At 58.0% G+C, this 18348-nt stretch carries 16 protein-coding genes and 2 riboswitches; of the genes, 14 read left to right on the forward strand and 2 right to left on the reverse strand.

Annotated features, from left to right (window positions below; translation table 11 throughout):
* The first annotated feature begins 23 nt into the window (after positions 1 to 23).
* A riboswitch (cobalamin riboswitch) is annotated at positions 24 to 212 on the forward strand.
* Positions 213 to 366: 154 nt separating this feature from the next.
* The 4 genes from RCH93_RS14365 (at position 367) to RCH93_RS14380 (ending at position 6344) form a co-directional block, all read left to right on the forward strand.
* On the forward strand, positions 367 to 2505 hold the full coding sequence (locus tag RCH93_RS14365) for a methylmalonyl-CoA mutase family protein (protein WP_306549105.1): 2139 nt from the start codon (positions 367 to 369) through the stop codon (positions 2503 to 2505).
* Positions 2502 to 4682 carry a methylmalonyl-CoA mutase gene (gene scpA, locus RCH93_RS14370; protein WP_306549106.1) on the forward strand — a complete coding sequence of 727 codons (2181 nt, stop codon included), beginning with the start codon at positions 2502 to 2504 and terminating at the stop codon, positions 4680 to 4682. The genes RCH93_RS14365 and scpA overlap by 4 nt, the downstream gene beginning before the upstream one ends.
* A gap of 77 nt (positions 4683 to 4759) precedes the next feature.
* Positions 4760 to 5899, forward strand: a complete 1140-nt coding sequence (meaB, locus tag RCH93_RS14375; RefSeq protein ID WP_306549107.1) for a methylmalonyl Co-A mutase-associated GTPase MeaB — start codon at positions 4760 to 4762, stop codon at positions 5897 to 5899.
* 247 nt (positions 5900 to 6146) lie between these two features.
* Positions 6147 to 6344, forward strand: a complete 198-nt coding sequence (locus tag RCH93_RS14380; protein ID WP_306549108.1) for a hypothetical protein — start codon at positions 6147 to 6149, stop codon at positions 6342 to 6344.
* A 192-nt stretch (positions 6345 to 6536) separates the two neighbouring features.
* Here the strand turns inward: RCH93_RS14380 and RCH93_RS14385 are convergent, their stop codons facing one another.
* Positions 6537 to 7436 carry a transporter gene (locus RCH93_RS14385; RefSeq protein ID WP_306549109.1) on the reverse strand — a complete coding sequence of 300 codons (900 nt, stop codon included), beginning with the start codon at positions 7434 to 7436 and terminating at the stop codon, positions 6537 to 6539.
* A gap of 154 nt (positions 7437 to 7590) precedes the next feature.
* Positions 7591 to 8577 (reverse strand): sirohydrochlorin cobaltochelatase, encoded by a 987-nt coding sequence (locus RCH93_RS14390; RefSeq protein ID WP_306549110.1) that lies wholly within the window; start codon positions 8575 to 8577, stop codon positions 7591 to 7593.
* A gap of 113 nt (positions 8578 to 8690) precedes the next feature.
* A riboswitch (cobalamin riboswitch) is annotated at positions 8691 to 8892 on the reverse strand.
* 598 nt (positions 8893 to 9490) lie between these two features.
* On the opposite strand from RCH93_RS14390, the gene RCH93_RS14395 reads away from it, so the two are divergent.
* From RCH93_RS14395 to RCH93_RS14440, 10 genes are all read left to right on the forward strand, one after another.
* A complete protein-coding gene (locus tag RCH93_RS14395) occupies positions 9491 to 10186 on the forward strand; it encodes a hypothetical protein (protein ID WP_306549111.1) in 696 nt (231 codons plus the stop codon).
* Between the two features lie 94 nt (positions 10187 to 10280).
* Positions 10281 to 11252 (forward strand): hypothetical protein, encoded by a 972-nt coding sequence (locus RCH93_RS14400; protein ID WP_306549112.1) that lies wholly within the window; start codon positions 10281 to 10283, stop codon positions 11250 to 11252.
* A 38-nt stretch (positions 11253 to 11290) separates the two neighbouring features.
* The gene (locus RCH93_RS14405) at positions 11291 to 11527 is read left to right on the forward strand and encodes a hypothetical protein (RefSeq protein WP_306549113.1); all 237 of its coding nucleotides are present in this window, start codon (positions 11291 to 11293) and stop codon (positions 11525 to 11527) included.
* A 94-nt stretch (positions 11528 to 11621) separates the two neighbouring features.
* Positions 11622 to 12017, forward strand: a complete 396-nt coding sequence (locus RCH93_RS14410) for a single-stranded DNA-binding protein (protein ID WP_306549114.1) — start codon at positions 11622 to 11624, stop codon at positions 12015 to 12017.
* Between the two features lie 92 nt (positions 12018 to 12109).
* Positions 12110 to 12487, forward strand: coding sequence for a hypothetical protein (locus RCH93_RS14415; RefSeq protein ID WP_306549115.1), 378 nt, complete (start codon positions 12110 to 12112; stop codon positions 12485 to 12487).
* A 225-nt stretch (positions 12488 to 12712) separates the two neighbouring features.
* Positions 12713 to 13753 (forward strand): DUF6094 domain-containing protein, encoded by a 1041-nt coding sequence (locus tag RCH93_RS14420; RefSeq protein WP_306549116.1) that lies wholly within the window; start codon positions 12713 to 12715, stop codon positions 13751 to 13753.
* A gap of 88 nt (positions 13754 to 13841) precedes the next feature.
* A complete protein-coding gene (locus RCH93_RS14425; protein WP_306549117.1) occupies positions 13842 to 14408 on the forward strand; it encodes a hypothetical protein in 567 nt (188 codons plus the stop codon).
* Positions 14409 to 14488: 80 nt separating this feature from the next.
* The gene (locus RCH93_RS14430) at positions 14489 to 16789 is read left to right on the forward strand and encodes a DEAD/DEAH box helicase (protein ID WP_306549118.1); all 2301 of its coding nucleotides are present in this window, start codon (positions 14489 to 14491) and stop codon (positions 16787 to 16789) included.
* Between the two features lie 81 nt (positions 16790 to 16870).
* Positions 16871 to 17350, forward strand: coding sequence for a DNA repair protein RadC (gene radC, locus RCH93_RS14435; RefSeq protein WP_306549119.1), 480 nt, complete (start codon positions 16871 to 16873; stop codon positions 17348 to 17350).
* A 54-nt stretch (positions 17351 to 17404) separates the two neighbouring features.
* The gene (locus tag RCH93_RS14440; protein ID WP_306549120.1) at positions 17405 to 18340 is read left to right on the forward strand and encodes an ArdC family protein; all 936 of its coding nucleotides are present in this window, start codon (positions 17405 to 17407) and stop codon (positions 18338 to 18340) included.
* The last annotated feature ends 8 nt before the right edge of the window (positions 18341 to 18348 follow it).

Consider the following 18348-nt stretch of genomic DNA (forward strand, 5'->3'; position numbering starts at 1 on the left):
GTGTAGCTTGTTGTTGTAGTGTTTTTTTTCATGGAAAAATCGGCGCCGTGGCAACATGGCCTAACAGGGAAAACGGTGCAAATCCGTTGCGGTCCGGCCGCTGTAACCGAGGACGAAATCCGCACCATGTCACTGATCCAAACGGATTGGGAAGACGCGGTGAGTAGAGTGATTCGGAAGCCAGAAGACCTACCGATTTTTTGATCAGCTCAAGACGGCCGTGGTTCCCGTTGTTGATCCCAGCACCCACGCAGGGCGGATATCCCGCCTTGCCGTGGATTCGTGGCGATGAAACTGGGGAACCCCCCAGCCCATGCGGGCTGGGGGGTTTTTTGTTAACCAAAGAACAGGAACAAGGAGTGTGTAATGGGAACCGCATTGGATATTCTCAAGGACTTCCCTCCGCAAACCCATGCCGACTGGCTGGCTGCGGTGGAGAAAGAGCTGAAGGGCAAACCCTTTGACAAAACCCTGATCAAAAAAACCTACGAGGGCATCGACATTCAGCCCATGTATTTCATGCACGACCTTGAAGGGCTGCCCCAGGCGGACACCCTGCCGGGACAGGCGCCCTTTCTCCGGGGCGTCACGGCTTCGGGTTCGGTGGTCAATCCCTGGAGCATCGCCCAGGAGATCACCCTGGCCGACCCCACAGACTTCAATCATGCAGCGCTCATCGACCTCGGCCGCGGGCAGAACGGGTTGAACGTGGTTTTCGACCGCGCCACCTTGCAAGGGCAGAATCCCGACCAGGCCGCAACCGAAGACGTGGGCAAAGACGGTCTCTCGATGGCCACCCTGGCCGACGCCGGGACCGCCTTTGCCGACATTGACCTGACCGCGTACAACTGCCGTTTCTTTTGCGGCGAGTCCGGCATTGCCCCGGCGGCGCTGATCGTCGCCTTGCTGGAAGAACAAGGCAAAACCGCCAAGGAACTGAAAGACTGCCTGGCGGTGGACCCATTGGCGACGCTCGCCGTTGAGGGACGGCTGGCCTGTTCGCTTGGCGAAACCTACGACCGGTTGGCCCAGCTGACCCTGTGGGCTGTCGACCAGGCGCCGGAGTTGCGGACCATTGCCGTCAACGTCGACGCCTACCAGAACAGCGGCGGCAACGCTGTGCAGGAGATCGCCTTTGCCCTTGCAACCGGCGTGGCCTACATTCGGGCGTTGCAGGAACGCGGGCTGGACATTGACGCCATTTGCCAGCGCATGTTCTTCGGTTTTTCCATAGGCGCCGATTTTTTCATGGAGATTGCCAAGTTCCGGGCGGCGCGGATGAGCTGGTGTCAGGTGGTGCAATCCTTTGGCGGCAACGAGGAGTCGCAGAAGATGCGCATCCACGCCCGAACCTCCCGCTGGAACAAAACCGAGGTCGATCCCTGGGTCAACCTGCTGCGGGTCTCCACCGAGGCCTTTTCCGGCATAGCCGGCGGCGTCGACAGCCTCCACGTGGGCCCGTTTGACGAGATCTTCCGCACTCCCAACGAATTTTCCCGCCGCATCGCCCGCAACGTGCAGATCGTGCTCAAGGAGGAGGGCCATTTTGACAAGGTGACCGATCCGGCGGGCGGCTGCTGGTACGTGGAGAAGATCACCGCCCAGCTGGCGGAAAAAGCCTGGAAGACGTTCCAAGACATCGAAGCTGGCGGCGGCATGGCCGGCATGCTCGAGCAAGGCGGTCCGCAGGCCGATGTGGCCGCCGTTGCCTCCCAGCGGGCGAAAAACGTCGCCACCCGGACCGACCGGTTTGTCGGGACCAACATGTACCCGAACCTTCTCGAAAAACGGCTGCCGGTTGAACCGTTTGACCATGCCGCCTTCCAGACGAAACGCAGCAGTCAGGTCCACGAATTTGCGGCTGCAGCCAACAAGGAAGCCTGCGCCGAGGCGTTGACCGCTGTCCGCTCCGGTTGCAACGCCGTCAGCGGCGCGGTGGTCGGCGCGGCCATCCGTGCCGCCCGCAGCGGCGCCACCCTGGGAGAGATCGCCGCCGCCCTGCGCGCCGGCAACGGCGCCCCTCCCGCAGCCCAGCCCCTGGCGCTCCATCGCGGCTCCGAACCCTTTGAACGGATCCGGCGGACCACCGAAGCCTTTGCCGCCAGAACCGGCGGTTTCCCCAAACTTTTCCTGATCAACATGGGTCCCATTCCCCAGCACAAGGCCCGGGCTGATTTCTCCACCGCCTTTTTTAACGTCGGCGCCTTTGAAACCATTGGCAACAACGGTTTTGCCGACGTGGACGAGGCTGTCCGGGCGGCCCTGGCCTCCGGAGCAAAGGCAATGGTGATCTGCTCCACCGACGCGACCTATCCGGATATCGTGCCGCCCCTGGCCCAGCAGCTCAAGGCCGCTGATCCGGGAATCATGCTCATCCTCGCCGGTTTCCCGAAAGAGCACATCGAGGCCTTCAGAGCGGCCGGCGTCGACGCATTTCTCCATGTCCGGGTGAATGCCCTGGATCTGCTGACTCAATTACAAAAACACCTGGAGGTGACCGCATGAGCGCGCCGGATTTTACCACCATCCCCCTGCGGCCCGCCTTTGCGCCGATGGACTATCAAGCCTGGGCCGCCAAAATCAAAAAAGAAACCGGCATGACCGCCGAGCAACTGGTGTGGAAGACCGTTGAGCAGATCGACGTCAAGCCGACCTACACCCGCAAGGACTACGACGGCCTTGATCATCTCGGTTACATGGCCGGCATTGCCCCGTATCTGCGCGGCCCCTACGGCACCATGTTCGTGCAGCGGCCCTGGACGGTTCGCCAGTACGCCGGTTTTTCGACCGCCGAGGAGAGCAACGCCTTCTATCGCCGCAACCTGGCGGCCGGTCAGATGGGGCTTTCCATTGCTTTTGACTTGGCCACCCATCGCGGCTACGACTCCGATCATCCGCGCGTGGTCGGCGACGTCGGCAAGGCGGGAGTTGCCGTTGATTCGATTCTGGACATGAACGTCCTTTTTGCCGGCATCCCCCTGGACCAGATGACCGTGTCCATGACCATGAACGGCGCCGTGCTGCCGATCATGGCCTTCTACATCGTCGCGGCCGAGGAGCAGGGGGTGAAGCAGGCGCAGTTGGGCGGCACCATCCAGAACGACATCCTCAAGGAGTACATGGTCCGCAACACCTACATCTATCCGCCGGCGCAGTCCATGCGGATTATCTCCGACATCTTCGCCTACACCTCGAAGAACATGCCGAAGTACAACAGCATCAGCATCTCCGGCTACCACATGGAGGAAGCAGGCGCCACCTCGGACATCGAGATGGCCTACACCCTGGCCGACGGCTGGGACTATGCGCGGGCGGGCGTCAACGCCGGCATGGACATCGACACCTTTGCTCCCCGGCTGTCCTTTTTCTGGGCTCAGGGCATGAACTATTTCATGGAGATCGCCAAGATGCGCGCGGCCCGGGTGCTCTGGGCCAAGATCATCAAGAGCTTTAACCCCAAGAACGTCAAATCCCTGGCCCTGCGCACCCACAGCCAGACCTCGGGCTGGAGCCTGACCGAGGGCGACCCCTTCAACAACGTCTGCCGAACAGTGATTGAAGGCATGGCCGCCGCCCTGGGGCACACCCAGTCGATGCACACCAACTCGCTCGACGAGGCCATCGCCCTGCCCACCGAGTTTTCGGCGCGCATTGCCCGAAACACCCAACTCTATCTGCAGGACGAGACCAACATCCTCCGCCCGGCCGATCCCTGGGCCGGTTCGTTTTACCTTGAAGCCCTGACCGGAGCGATCATGCAACGCGGCTGGGATCTGATTCAGGAAGTTGAAAGCCTGGGCGGCATGGCCAAGGCCATCGAAACCGGTTTGCCTAAGATGCGCATCGAAGAAGCTGCGGCTCGCAGGCAGGCGGGAATCGATTCCGGCAGGGAGAAAATCGTCGGGGTCAACAGCTACTGCCTGGAGAAGGAAGACGCCCTGGACACCCTGGAGGTCGATAACACCGCGGTGCGCGAGTCGCAGCTCAAGCGTTTGGCCAAACTGAAAGCCGAGCGCGACGAGGCCAGGTGTCAGGCGACCTTGAACGCCTTGACCCAGTGCGCCGAAACCGGCGAGGGCAATCTGCTGGCCTTGTCGATTGAGGCGGCTCGGGCGCGAGCGTCGTTGGGAGAAATCTGTTTTGCCCTGGAAAAAAAATGGGGGAGGCATACGGCCGTGATTCGATCAATATCTGGCGTCTACAAAGCGGAATTCAGCGAGAAGCACGAAGTGCAAAAGGTCATCGCCATGACCAAGGAATTTGAGGAACTTGAAGGCCGCAGGCCGCGCATCATGGTGGCCAAGATGGGCCAGGACGGCCATGATCGAGGCGCCAAGGTTATCTCCACCGCCTTTGCCGACCTGGGCTTTGACGTCGATATCGGACCGCTGTTCCAGACCCCGGAGGAAGCCGCGCGCCAGGCGGTGGAAAACGACGCCCACATTGTCGGCTTCAGTTCGCTGGCCGCCGGTCACAAGACCCTGTTGCCCGCCCTGGTGGAGGAGTTGGAAAAACTGGGCCGCCCGGACATCATGTGCGTGATCGGCGGCGTTATTCCGGCCCCGGATTATCAATTCCTGCGCGACAATGGCGCTGCCGCCATCTTCGGCCCCGGCACTGTCATACCGGTGGCGGCGATGAAAATCCTAGAGGAATTGAAGGCGCGCCTGCACGGCGCCTAATCGGCCATCCGCGATACACTGGCCCTTCCGCCAACTCACCGTCGGAAGGGCCATCCACCTAAGAGCAAGGAGATGTTATGGCGTCGAACACCAAAATGCCGGAGTGGGCCCCGGAGGGGGATTGCGACGGATTTGCCTGCCGAGTGATGGACGGCGTGGCCGCCGGTCATGACGGAATCAGTTCCTACAGCGGCACGGAAGAAGGCGACAAGCCGGCGGTTCGCCACCGGAGGCCGCAACTGACGGCCCAGCAGTATGCCGACGGGGTGTTGCAAGGCGATCGCGCCGTGCTTGGCAGGGCCATTACCCTGGTGGAGAGCAATGCCGCCCATCACATCGAAAAGGCGCAGGAGGTGTTAAAGGTCCTGCTGCCCTTTACCGGCCATTCCATCCGGGTGGGGATTACCGGCGTGCCGGGGGTGGGCAAGTCCACCTTTATCGAAACCTTTGGTTGCCACCTGATCGAACTGGGGCACAAGGTGGCGGTGCTGGCGGTGGATCCTTCCAGCTCTATCTCCGGTGGTTCCATCCTCGGGGACAAGACCCGGATGGAACGCCTGAGCCGGGAAGAGCGCTGTTTTATCCGACCCTCTCCGGCCGGCTCCACCCTGGGCGGCGTAGCCAGGAAAACCAGGGAGACCATGCTGGTCTGCGAGGCCGCGGGGTTCGACGTGGTGTTGATCGAAACCGTGGGTGTGGGACAGAGCGAGACCACGGTGCGCTCCATGGTCGATTTTTTCCTGTTGCTGATGCTTGCCGGCGCAGGCGACGAACTGCAGGGCATCAAGAAAGGGATTATGGAACTGGCCGATGCGTTGGTGATCAACAAAGCGGACGGCAAGAACAAGCTGATCGCCGAGACCGCGAGGAGCGAATACGAACGCGCCTTGCACTATTTGCAACCCTCGACCGAGGGCTGGGTGTCGCACGCCTACACCTGTTCGGCCATGGCCAACGAGGGCATTGACCAGGTGTGGAAGGTTATCGGGAAATACCGGGAGATTATCGGAAAATCGGGGGTTTTTGAACGTCACCGGAAAGAGCAGAACATCAAGTGGGTGCACGACATGGTGGACGACCACCTCCGCTCCCTGTTCGCCAAACATCCGGGCGTGAATCGAATCATTAAGGACATCGAACGGAGCGTGGCCAACGGCGCCATGCCGGCTGTCGCCGCTGTGCAGCAATTGATCAGCGTGTTTGAGTGCAGATCGTAAGAAGAGGATGAAGAGACTCCAGTAACTTTTTCCGGCCTTGGGGGATTATCCGGTTGCCATGTCCGAAACGCCAAGTGCCTGCCGTTTGCCGACGGTATGTCCAAGCGCCTTTCCTGGCCGGAAAAAGTTACAATGGAGTGTCGAACATATCCGCCGTTGCGAAGTTTGTCACGAGTGGAATCCAAAGCAAAAGGCGGCATTATTCGAAGCGGAATGGTTGCGCCATTATTTTCAGAGGGGGAGACAAGTGAACAAGACAGCTCGCATCACCATTGAATTATCGGGAAGAACGCTGGAAAATCTCATTGCTTTGGCGGCAAAATTGCAGCGGCATCCCGACGATCTCACCGTTGACCTGCTCTATGCCGCCATTGAGGCGTCGGTGGACAGCACTGAGGCCCAAGTGGCCCTCATGGCTCAAGCCTCCGGCGGTCTGCTGCAATGACACCGGAGCGGCAGTTTCGCCTGGACGCCCCACATCTCAAGGACGCCGGAGCGTCCGGGGGCGCGTTCCCACACCGGAGCGCGGGAACGAGCCTCCGAGGCAAGCGCTCCTGAAAAAAAAATCCGCCGTTCGTTACACCGGCCTGGCGGAGAAAATCCCTCCCCCTTCGCAGGGCGTGAAGGCTCTTTTTTTTCAGAAAGCCAATTTAACAGCGCCGTACAGAGTTGTGGCCTTGTCTGAGTTCCTGCCCCACAAACCCTGTTGAACGCCAAGGTTGACACGGTATTGGTCATTGACTGGCATGACAAGGCCAACCGTTGTCGCCAACCCTTCCGAATCTTCCTCATCGGTAAGGAAATCGTGACCGTAATTCAGTTCGACCTCTGGTTGCAGCCAAGACAACCATTGATAGCCGACGGCCACATCTGCATTGAACGCCCCCCGCGCGTTTTCGCGTTTGTTGCCCAAAGGCAAAGCATAGCCGATATCCGCATTGGCGGTCCACTTTCCCCAGTCCTTGCTGGCAACCAAGGTCTGATTGAAGCTCCAGTATTCCTGGCTTGTGCCGATTTCATCTCTGTCTGAACTGCTTCCCGTGGGAAGAGTGAATCCGCCTATATAAGCCAGTTCAAAACTGTTTTCCTTGTTTTCAATAAAACGATACCTGCCGCTCAATTCCAAATCGCCGAAATCATGACCGCTTGCAGGGCCGAATGCGGCATCGTCTGCATCAAAATCGTTGTCGTTGTCCTTGAGCCATGCATAATTCCAGCCCACCGCCACATCGACGTTTTCAATAACCCCTACGGTAAGCGAAAGCCCTACAGACTGCTCACGCGCCAGTCCTCGGGCATGGGTGTCCCCATCGTTGTCCCAATAACGTTTGGAATGCGTATATCCGTAGGAGGACTCGATTTCGAAATGTCCGGGGTCAACGGGAGAGGCGTCCGGCGTATTGATTTTTCCGTGTTCCACCCCGGATTCTTCTTCTATTTCCGACACCGAAACCGCATCAGCGGCACGCGCCGTTGGAAGCACAACAAGGAGTCCAAGAAAAAAAACTCCAGAACAGATTATACAGTTTCTCAACATAAGCAATCTCCCTGCAATGAATAGAATTACCACATAATGAACATCGATCTGCTCGGAGTGAAATGATTCTGATGATGTTCACAACACATGGGTGTTTGCAATATAACGTCACTGGAGATCAACCGTGGCGTCATCGTGCGCGCATGCATTCCAGCTATTTCAATGCCACTCCATGGTCGTTTGCTGTTTCTGCGATATGCTCGACAAATATATCGGCAAATCCGTCCTGCTCTCCCATGCCTTCAATCACAGTGTTTACCTGGAAACCATTTTTGATCAATACGGATTTCAAACTATTAGGCTCGTCCCCAGCCATATCGTTCTGGGCATGATCTCCGGCCACGCTCATGAACGGTTTCAGCAGCACTTTGGTGATTTTATCTTTTTTCATTTGCTTGATCACTGTGTCGAGATTCGGGAAACCTTCAACGGTGGTGATATAGGTTCTGGTCTCGGGATACATGGTGTTCATCGCATCAGCAAGTTCGAGGTAGGCCCCGCTTGATGGAAAATATTCGTTGCCGTGACCCATGTAAAGAAGGGCTGATTTCTTCTCTTTTGCTTTCTGCACGTCACCGGCGAGAGCTTTGGCCACTGCATTGACGTCTTCCACATAGGGATGAACCGGGCCCATGGCGCCCAAGGCGGGGCGACTGATTGCCAGTTTTACAAACGGACGGTTTTTTTCTTTGATGGTGGTGATTGCATTGAACCCGTTAACATACGAGACCAGATCAAGATACTCTTCCCCTAAACTGATGTGCCCCGGTTGAACAAGAATGGTGGTAAAGCCTTCATCCTGGAGATCCGCGATGGTCGCGAGCGGGCCCTTGACCGAATATACATCTCTCGGGACCGACGGATTTTCCTTTTTAAAGGCCTCGTCCTGCTGCCGTTTCTGCCAGGTTTTGCGGATCATGTTCGAGGTGAATGCGATCCGAATCTCTGTTCCTGGAAATTTCTTCTGAATCCTGTCACGAATGTGCAAGATGCCCTGAAGGGCGTCAGGGACGGTTGTGCCGAATGTGGCAAGCACGATGGCGTTGGCGCTTTTTTCAGGTTTCTCGTGCCCGAAGGCGATTGCCGCCGAAAGGATGCAGCAGAAAAGAGAGAAAAGGGTACATCTGATGAAGGACTTCATTGTTCATGCTCCTTGGTCAGGGCCGGGACAAAAAAAATCCCGGACCAATAATGAAATTGATCCGGGATATCCCAAAGTACCCGAAAGTCTGCGTCAAATGATCCGTCCACGATCTATGACATCACCACTCAGGCAGGTCTTCTGACTTCCGGTTCGTCCTAATGGTTGCGCCTTCCCGACCCGGAGGTCAGTGACTTATTTGCAACGTTCGTCCCCGGTTACAGCGGCGGGCCCGTCCCCGATTCACACGGGGTTCCCTTTTAACATAAAAACACAGGAGATGTATTTTTAAGTACCTGAGCTACTCTGTAATCCTTTATAACGATGCATAAATATTGTCAAGGAATTGGAGATGCGACTTTTTTTCAGTTTAAAAAGTGGCGTAAAGAAGAAGACAGGAATGGTTACAGATGCGCTATATTGCAACCACGTGAGGCAACCCATGAATGGCGTTATCTTTTTTTTTGCATTTACCCCTTGCTTTTCTTGACACAAAATTTTAACGAAGAAGTAATCATTCCGACTCATTTCCAATGAGATACCCCTTCCCAGGGCTTAGCTGAACACAATTTTCGTGTTCTTGAATTCCAGGCACCACGCGGCGCTGCCTTTTCCTGGCCAGAGACGTTTAATCGCAGAGGCGAACGTCTTTCTTTGACTTGGGAAAGTTGCGCATGCACCCCTGCAAAACGGATTCATCGATTCGTTTTCCTCTTGTTCATTTTCCCCGTTGAACCGATCGCTCTTTCCCTGTCTCTTCGAAGCCGTATTTTCTTTGCGCGTTCTCGGGTCGACATAACCTATCGGTTTTTAAATATATACCTCACCCCGCTCATCCATCGGGAGCTGTTACGTCATGCTCCCGGCGGAGCCATGCCGTTTTGCTCCCCCATACTCATAAGGAGGCAACACCATGGCGCCATTGCAGGAACAGATCCAATCCATCAACGAACGCTTGCGATCATTCGGCAACGAAGCGATCCAGGAAATCAAGATGACCGACAAGGGAGGTAACCAGATCGGTCAGATCAAGTACGGCTTTCGACCGCAGTACGTCTTTGACAGCGTCAACGAAGTGCTCGGTCCGGAGAATTGGCGGTACGAACTGACCAAGGAGGAGATTTTTGAGACCCAGGCCGTCGCCGAGGTTCGATTGTTTGTGAAGATCGACGGTGATTGGCTGTGCAAGGGTTCGCACAAGGGACAAATGCAGATCGTCAAAGGCAATGTCGGCGATGCCCAGAAAGGGGCCATCACCGATGCCATCCAGAAATGCATGTCACTGTTGTCCATCGGCAGCGACGCCTACAAAGGGCTTTTGAAGAACGTCTACCTTCAGGGAAGCCAGCGAACGCAGCCACCCGTAACGCAATCCAACCCGCAACCGAAAACCAAATCTGCATCCACAACCAGCCAACCCGCTGAGCCACCTGCCAACCAGAGCGACCCATCGGCGACCCTACCCAAGATCGCCGGCGTCAGCTTCGAGAACCGCCAAGGGGTGATCATCGCCATCGGCGACCATCTCTTCGACAAGAAGGAACTGCTCAAGGCCGCAGGCTTTCAATGGGATAAGACTGGCAAGACCTGGATGAAGCAAGCCGCTTAACCCAACTCAACCTTACTCAACCCCAGAGGGAGTGATACCATTCCCTCGGCGGGAATCTGTGTATCCTCCCTCATTTTTTCAGGAGGATACCACCATGTCAGACCAGTTAATGCTCACCTTGCAGGCCGCTCTCCAGCAGCTTGCCCTCCAACAGACCGAGGCAACGCTCGGTGATCGGAGTACCTATCTCGGGGCTTCCGACATCGGCGCCTGCCCACGCAAAACCATTCTTAGAAAACTCCATGCCCCGGAGGCCGATCTGGTCACCCTGCTGCGGCAGCGACGCGGTCACATGGCCGAGGAAGTGGTTGCCGCCGCCTTCATGATTGCCGGGTTCAGCAACTTCCAACGACAAACCGAGGTTCGACATACGGGCGCTGTCCCGGTCATGGCCCATCTCGATTTTGTCTTCATCTCGGAAGTGCGCAAGACCATGGCAGTCCTGGAGGTGAAAGCACCGGAGAGCATCCCGGAACACCCCTACGGTGCATGGGAGACCCAACTCTATCTGCAAATGGGACTGCTGGCCGACAGCTTCCCCGATTACACCGTGGAGAAAGGAGCCATCCTGGCGGTCAACTTCGGTGATCAGGGGATGCGGCTCTTTGGCGGTTACACCCCCCAGGACACCATCTATCACGGCCTGATCGACCGGGCCGCCACCATCTGGAACCAATACCAATCCTACAGTGCCGGCGATCTGGCCACCCCTTCCATGGAAGCGGGACCGCTCTGCGGCTACTGCCCCTTCCTCATGGACTGCCCTAAGTTCGAAGCCGAAGAAGTGCGCGAGCTGACCGAGAGTGTCGAGATCCTAATGGAACTGCAACACCAGCAAAAGGATCTGGAGGCCGAGGTCAGTATTCGCAAAAACAACCTGCTGGCCATCGTGGCCCAGCGCGGTCCGCTCAAGGCCTTTGGTCATCTGCTGCGCAAGGCGGTTCGCACCAGGAAGTCACTGGATACCGATCAACTCAACCAGTTTCTCCATGGCTACGACCATTCGCTGAATGATTTTCAGAAGAGCAGTTCCTACACCTTCCTTGAAATCAAGAAAGCCGCCTGAACCGTCAGGCCATTCCCAACCTTCACCCAGGAGATCCCATGCTCTCGAATCTCGCACCCAACCTGGCAACCGGTCTGGCTGGCCATCCTTTACCGCATGTCCTCATTCATGTGGAAGGCGGTTTGGTCCAATCGGTGTACGCATCGGCAGAACTGGACATCCAGGTCTATGACCTTGATGTCTCCTCATTTGCCACCCCGCTTGAAATCAAGCAGATCCGAATGATTGCTGCCCAGTTCGAGCAGCAACGCCAGGGCTTACTGCAACTCTACTGATTGTTGCGCATCAACTGTACCCATCACTGGGAGCAATCGACTTTTCCCTGTGGCGGGGAGAGGTCTGCCCCTGTTTTCTTCAAGGAGAACCACCATGTTGAACAAGACCATGCTGATCGGCAATTTAGGCGCAGACGTTGACACCCGGTACACCAAGACTCAGGTCGCCGTGGCCACCTTCCGCATCGCCACCACCGAACGGTGGAAGGATAACGAAGGCAAACCGCAGGAGTCGACCGAATGGCATCGCATCGTTGCCTTCGGCCGACTGGCCGAGATCTGCTCCGAGTACCTCTCGAAAGGCTCCAAGGTCTACCTGGAGGGCCGTTTGCAGACCCGAAAATGGCAGGACGCGGAAGGTGTCACCCGTTTCACCACGGAGATCATTGCCCGTGAGATGAAGATGCTGGGCGGCGGCGAACGAACCGATATTCCGGTCCCGCCGGAAGACGGTCAGGAACCACCGCCCTCAGACGACGTGCCGTTCTGATTGCCACGCATTGCATCACAACTTCATTATGCCTGAATCCCGTCAATCCGGGGTTCAGGCCCTCTCTATTCCGACTATCAGGAGCACTCAACATGAACCACCTACTCAACCAACAGGAACACCCACATGCAGAACCATCGTTCTGTACCCCTTTTCCCTGGACTGTTGCATCCCATCCGGACACCGAGGGAGGATATGTCATCCGTGAGGCCCGCCATGAGCAACAGACATGGTGCGATCAGGGGTATGACATTTCCATTGAGGAAGGCGACCGGCGCAGTCTGCTGGTGGCACAGCATGATGCCGGCAACATCCGACTGCTCCAGGCCGCCCCGGTTCTGTTTGTTGCCCTGCGGGAATTGGTGACTTCCACCAGTTCAGTCGCTGCGGCGGCTCGCACCGCGCTGGAAGGCATCTTTCCCGATTGGCAGCAACTGGAGATCCATTGCAACCAGGGAGAACGACCATGACACGACGTCCGAATCCGCCCGGCAGGCGCTTGATCAATACTGCCTGAGCAAGGGCGAACCCATGGACCCCCTCGAAACCACCATCATCGATCTGCTGACCGACCTGCTGCATTTGGCCCGATTAGAGAGGGACTGGATGCCTGCACCATCGGCTAGACCGCGCAGATCCATTTCGTGGTCGAGATCGAAAAGGCACGCACACCCTAACCACCACAGGAGAATACCATGGCACGACTGGGTTCACAGGCCAAGGCCGGCTTCTATCCGACACCGGAGAGCATCCGTGGCCAACTCAAAGCACTGCTCGATATCGAAGAAGGCGCCCGCATCCTCGATCCCTGCTGCGGCCAAGGGCAAACCCTTGCCGAACTGGCACAAGGAAGCGGCGCCATCACCTACGGCATTGAACTGGATCATGACCGGGCCACCGAGGCACGACAACGAATCCACCATCTCCTCTGGGGCGACGCCCTGGTGGAGATGCGGATTTCGCCCGGAGCCTTTGGCCTGCTCTATCTCAATCCACCCTATGACTACAGTCTGGAACCGGAGGCCCAGGCCCAGCGGCTGGAAGCGCTCTTTCTCAGACGTTTCCAGGAGACCCTGCATAAGGACGGCTGGCTGGTGCTGGTTGTCCCCTACACAGTGCTGGCCGCCTGCGCACCAATCCTGGCCCGGCATTTCATCGATCTTCAGGTCTACGCCTTTCCGGAGGAGGAGTTTCACACCTTCCATCAGTGCCTGGTACTGGGACGGAAACGCTCGCTGGCAACCAAGGCGAAGGCGGCCCAAATGGAGCAGGAACTGAACTGCATCGCCGGCATGGCGCCGGAGATCTTTCTGGCAACGGCCCCGCAGCTGACCAGTTGCACGAAGCGGCTGGCAATACCTGCGCCCAAACACCCCTGCACCTTCACGTGCGGCCGGATCGATCCACGGGAGGCCATCCCCCTCGTCCGTAAAAGCGGGCTGCTGGAGGATCTGCTCACCCATGATCTGGCGCCCGGACAGTGCCATACCATTCGGCCGCTTGCTCCACTGAAAAACGGCCATCTGGCCTTGATGCTCGCTGGCGGCTACATGAACGGCGAGATCGAGATGGACGGCCGCCGGCTGGTGATCAAGGGCGTAGTCCACAAGACGGAAAAAATTCACTCTATAGCCGAAAACAACAGCGGCGACACCATGGTCACCACCCGTGACCTGTACCAGCCCACGGTCAAGGCCATCGACATGGCGAAGGCCGAGATGCTGATTATCCGCTGAACTCTTTCAAGAAATATCCACACCAACCCATTGGGGGAGTCTTCCCCGGTGGGGATGTCTCCCCCTCTTTTTTATTCAAGGAAGCATCATGCACGACTATCTCACCATCCGCAGCAACGGCTTTGTCACTTACTGCGACGGACTTATTGCCAGCATCGAGGCAGATCAAGCCAGGGCCTATCTGCTCAGTTTGGTCGGCAGCCCGGCCCAGATCCAGGCCACCTCGGCCCACTTCTATAGCGGCGGCTCCAGCCGCATCTCCGGGATCGAACCCACTCCCCTGGAGTTGGGCCGCACACCGGGCCCCATCCGCTCCATTCGGGCGCGGAAGATCGGCGATGTGGTCAACAAGGTGCTGATCAGCGCCGAACAGTTCAAACGCAAGGCTCAGCATACCGAGACCGCTTGCTCGGTCATCGTCTTTGGCGAGGACATGGCAGCGGTCAAGCAGCAGGCCTATCACCGTTTGGACAACAGCACCACCATGCCGCTGAAGCCTGAGTGGCGCGACTGGTTGTGGGACGAGGTCCTGCAACCGGAGCGGCTCTATTCCTTTGGCAATCCGCAACTGCGGCAGGCCTGGAAGATCAGTTGGCAGGAGGAAAAACTGGAGGAACAGATTCTGGAAGGGATCCGCCTCGGTTATCTCGGTTAAACGAACTCAAAAGAACCCAATAAGGGGAAGCATTCGGTCCCCTGAAAGGGATCGTCTGCCTTCCCCATGGAGGACAGACAATGGACATCCCTTTAAACGAATTCCTCGATCAATGGGGCGAGGTACTCAAGTCCCAGGTCATCACCACCATGCACCCGGTCTATCAGTCCAAGGCAGAGGATCAGTGGGACGCGCAGGCACGCAAACATTTGGGCCAGCTCAAGCGCAGCCCGTTTGAGGCCCAGATCCGCTGCGGTATCCTGCCCATTGCCCGGACGCTCTACAAGGAGGACCGCAAAGGCGCCTTTCTGGTGGGTGAGATGGGAGCGGGGAAAACGATCATGAGCCTGGCTGTGGCCACGCTCGATCCCAAGCCGGCCAAACGGATCCTCATTCAGTGCCCCGGTCATCTGGTGCGCAAGTGGATCCGGGAGGCGGAAGCAACGCTGCCCGGCTGCACTTGCATCAACCTCAATGGCCGGGACATGAGCCTGTTGCTTGATCATAAACAAAAAACACAAAAACCACGGGGCACCGAGATCTGGGTGCTGGGCAAGGAGCGAGCCAAGCTGCACTACCAGCGCAAACCAGGCCTTATGGTCCGGCAAGGTTCGTCTTGCTGCCCGGACTGCGGCGCTCAGATCTTTTTGAATCTGAGCGACCAGGCCCCGATCTGCGAACATTGCCAGGCCCGGATGTGGTCGGCTGACGGTGAACGCAACCGGCGCTATGCCAAGGCAGAGTTCATCAAACGCTATCTCCCCAAGGGTTTCTTCGATCTGGTCATCCTCGACGAGGTCCACGAACTCAAGGGAGGCGGCACTGCCCAGGGCCAAGCCATGTCCTGCCTGATCGCCCGTTCCCGCAAGGTGCTGGCGCTGACCGGCACCCTCATGGGTGGGTATGGGCGCGATTTGTTCTACCTCCTCTGGCGGATGTTTCCCCGGCAGATGGTGCAGGCCGGTTTTGAATACGGCCGCACCCTCGGTTTTGCCGAACGCTATGGGGTGGTGGAGCGCACTTACAAGGCCGATGATCTCGGCCCGGACTGGAATCAGGCCAGCATTGGCCGTAAGACCGGCAAGGCCCGGATCAAGGAGGCACCAGGGATTTCCCCCTTGCTGCTCCCGGATTTGCTCTTGGAGCGTTCCGCCTTTGTCCGGCTGAACGACGTCAGCCAGGCTCTGCCCGACTACGAAGAAATCATCGTCACCGCCCCAATGGATGACACACTCCAAACCTCTTATTTTGAACTCTCCAACACCCTGGTCGCTGCCACCCGCAAGGCGCTCGCCTGCGGCGACATGCGGCTTTTGGGCAAAATGCTGCAAAGCCTCCTGGCCTATCCAGATGGTTGCCGCTTCGGCGAACGGGTCTATCTCGAACGCGGCGGCGTTGAGGAACTAATCGCCTCGGCTCCGGCCCTGGAGATCGACCTCCTGGCCAAGGAAAAGCGGCTGTTGGAGATCCTGGCAACCGAACGCAAACAGGGCCGCAAGGTGGCGGTATTCCTCGAACACACCGGCACCCGCGACCTGGTTCCCACCCTGGTGGACAAGCTGCATCAACAGGGATTCACCCCTTTGGTCCTCCGGGGCCAGGCAGTCAAACCGGAACAGCGAGAAGATTGGCTGAAGGAAAACCTCGCCACCGGCCAGTACGACTGTCTGCTCTGCAACCCCAACCTGGTCAAGACCGGTCTGGATCTGCTCGACTTCCCGACCATCGTCTTTTTCCAGTGCGGCTATTCGGTATTCACCCTCAGGCAGGCCAGCCGCCGTAGCTGGCGGATTGGCCAGAACCTGCCGGTCCGGGTCTTCTATCTGGCCTATGCCGAAACCATGCAGGACAAGGCGCTCAGTCTCATGGCCCAGAAGATGGAGACCTCGCTCGCAGTTGAGGGCGAACTCTCGGGTCAGGGCTTGGCTGCCCTTTCCGAATCGGAAAACAGCATGCTGTACGAGTTGGCCAAGGCCCTCACCGGTCAGCAGCCTGTGGAGGATGTCAACACCGCCTGGAGCCGGTATCGCCAGCGGGAGTTGGCCTCGATACTCGATCTCGATGAGACCGAAAGCGTGACCACCACCGAGGAAACCCGTGTCACCACCACAACCACCATCAGTTCCCCCGATGGGCAGACCGCCCTGGTCCGCCACGAGTTGGTGATCAGAGGGCGGGTCTATCTCCGGGGCAATACAGCGGTGGCCTATGTCGACGGCAACCGGTTCCGGCTGCAAGCCGGGGCGATCTATTGGCAAGACCGCCGGATCGGCAGCTATGACCGCCAAGGTCATGGCGAGATCAACCACAAACCCATTCGTCTCTACAAGCCACCCCACCTTGGCCACTTCGTTTTGGCCGAGGTCCGGCTGGCGGCTTGAACACTTTTTGAACTCAAACCAATCCCAGACGGGGCACACCGCCCCGATGGGCTGTTGTGCCTCGTCCACAGGAGGTACGACATGCTCTACACCAGAGATCTCTGTGGGTTCTACCAACCCGCACCCAAGGAAACCATCCTCTCCGAGGCCCGTAAGCTCAGCGGTTATCAGTTCAGGCGTGGGGCAGCCATCCTGTCGCCCACCGCCGCCAAGGAAGCCATCGGGCTCAAACTCACCGGCCTGGAACACGAGGTGTTTGGCTGCCTGTTTCTCGACAGCCAACACCAGGTACTGGCTTGGCGGGAGATGTTCCGGGGCTCGATCAACCGCAACTCGGTCTATCCCCGCGAGGTGGTCAAGGAGGCCCTGGCACTCAATGCAGCGTCGGTCATCATTGCCCATAACCACCCCTCCGGCGGCATCCAGCCCAGCAAAGAAGACCTGGAGCTCACCCGCACCCTGACCGAGATCCTCAAGGTGATCGACGTCCGGGTGCTCGATCATCTGATCGTGGGGGATGAGGTCCTCTCCCTTTCCGAAACCGGCCACCACAGTGCATGACACCCATTGGGGACGATCCAATGGGCTCGTCCCACACACTTAAGGAGCGAGATCATGAACAATCAAAAAATATCCATTTACGAAGGAATTACCGCCAAGATCATCACTGCCCTGAAAAACGGCGTCAACCCCTGGGCCAAGCCCTGGCAGGCAGTCCATTACGGGCCGTTCCGCAATGCGCTCACTAACCGGCCCTACCGGGGGATGAACGTACTGTTGCTCAACCTGGTGGCGTTGGCCCGTGGCCATGTCGATCCCCGCTGGCTCACCTATCGCAATGCCGAGCAGTTGGGCGGCCATGTACGCAAGGGTGAGAAAGGGGCGTCCATTGTTTTCTGGAAGTTCCTGCCCACCAGGGATCGGGGCGGTGATCCGGAGCCCGACGCCTTGACCGATGATGAACAGGAGCGGAAGCTGATCCCTTTTGCCCGCAGCTACACGGTGTTCAATGTGGAGCAGTGCGAGGGGCTGGATCTACCGCCGCTGGTCGAAGAAGAAGCGCCGGGTCGGGACGAATGCAACCAACTGGCGGAGCAGGTCCTGGCCCTGCCGAATCTGAAGCATGGCGGCAACAAGGCCTGCTATCTGCCGGGTCCGGATATGGTGCTTCTACCGCATCGGTCCAGCTTCGAGCATGGTGATTTCTACTACGCCACTGGCTACCACGAAACCTGCCATTGGACCGGGCATCCCGACCGGTTGAACCGGGTGTTCGGCGCCCGGTTCGGTGATCTCGGCTATGCATTCGAGGAACTGGTTGCCGAGATCGGCGCTGCCTTCCTTGGCGCCCATACCGGTATCCCCTTTGAAAACATGCGTCATCCTGAGTATATCCACCACTGGCTGCAGATCCTCCAGGGCGACAGTAAAGCCATCTTCACCGCCGCTGCCAAGGCTCAGCAAGCCGCTGACTTTGTCCTCGACAAGGCCGGGATTGTTGGTGTTGAGGAAGATGTTCCCGCAACGAACGAATTCCCGGTGGCGGCGTGAATGGAGGG

The sequence above is a fragment of the Desulfobulbus sp. genome, assembly GCF_030824455.1.
GTDB lineage: Bacteria > Desulfobacterota > Desulfobulbia > Desulfobulbales > Desulfobulbaceae > Desulfobulbus.

Bases quoted from the DNA above. Each gene is read 5' to 3' on its own strand.
- RCH93_RS14420 (WP_306549116.1), top strand. From the start codon at position 12,713: ATGGCACGACTGGGTTCACAGGCCAAGGCCGGCTTCTATCCGACACCG.
- RCH93_RS14400 (WP_306549112.1), top strand. From the start codon at position 10,281: ATGTCAGACCAGTTAATGCTCACCTTGCAGGCCGCTCTCCAGCAGCTT.
- RCH93_RS14405 (WP_306549113.1), top strand. From the start codon at position 11,291: ATGCTCTCGAATCTCGCACCCAACCTGGCAACCGGTCTGGCTGGCCAT.
- RCH93_RS14415 (WP_306549115.1), top strand. From the start codon at position 12,110: ATGAACCACCTACTCAACCAACAGGAACACCCACATGCAGAACCATCG.
- RCH93_RS14395 (WP_306549111.1), top strand. From the start codon at position 9,491: ATGGCGCCATTGCAGGAACAGATCCAATCCATCAACGAACGCTTGCGA.
- RCH93_RS14390 (WP_306549110.1), bottom strand. From the start codon at position 8,577: ATGAAGTCCTTCATCAGATGTACCCTTTTCTCTCTTTTCTGCTGCATC.
- meaB (WP_306549107.1), top strand. From the start codon at position 4,760: ATGGCGTCGAACACCAAAATGCCGGAGTGGGCCCCGGAGGGGGATTGC.
- RCH93_RS14410 (WP_306549114.1), top strand. From the start codon at position 11,622: ATGTTGAACAAGACCATGCTGATCGGCAATTTAGGCGCAGACGTTGAC.
- RCH93_RS14425 (WP_306549117.1), top strand. From the start codon at position 13,842: ATGCACGACTATCTCACCATCCGCAGCAACGGCTTTGTCACTTACTGC.
- RCH93_RS14440 (WP_306549120.1), top strand. From the start codon at position 17,405: ATGAACAATCAAAAAATATCCATTTACGAAGGAATTACCGCCAAGATC.
- RCH93_RS14385 (WP_306549109.1), bottom strand. From the start codon at position 7,436: ATGTTGAGAAACTGTATAATCTGTTCTGGAGTTTTTTTTCTTGGACTC.
- scpA (WP_306549106.1), top strand. From the start codon at position 2,502: ATGAGCGCGCCGGATTTTACCACCATCCCCCTGCGGCCCGCCTTTGCG.
- radC (WP_306549119.1), top strand. From the start codon at position 16,871: ATGCTCTACACCAGAGATCTCTGTGGGTTCTACCAACCCGCACCCAAG.
- RCH93_RS14430 (WP_306549118.1), top strand. From the start codon at position 14,489: ATGGACATCCCTTTAAACGAATTCCTCGATCAATGGGGCGAGGTACTC.
- RCH93_RS14365 (WP_306549105.1), top strand. From the start codon at position 367: ATGGGAACCGCATTGGATATTCTCAAGGACTTCCCTCCGCAAACCCAT.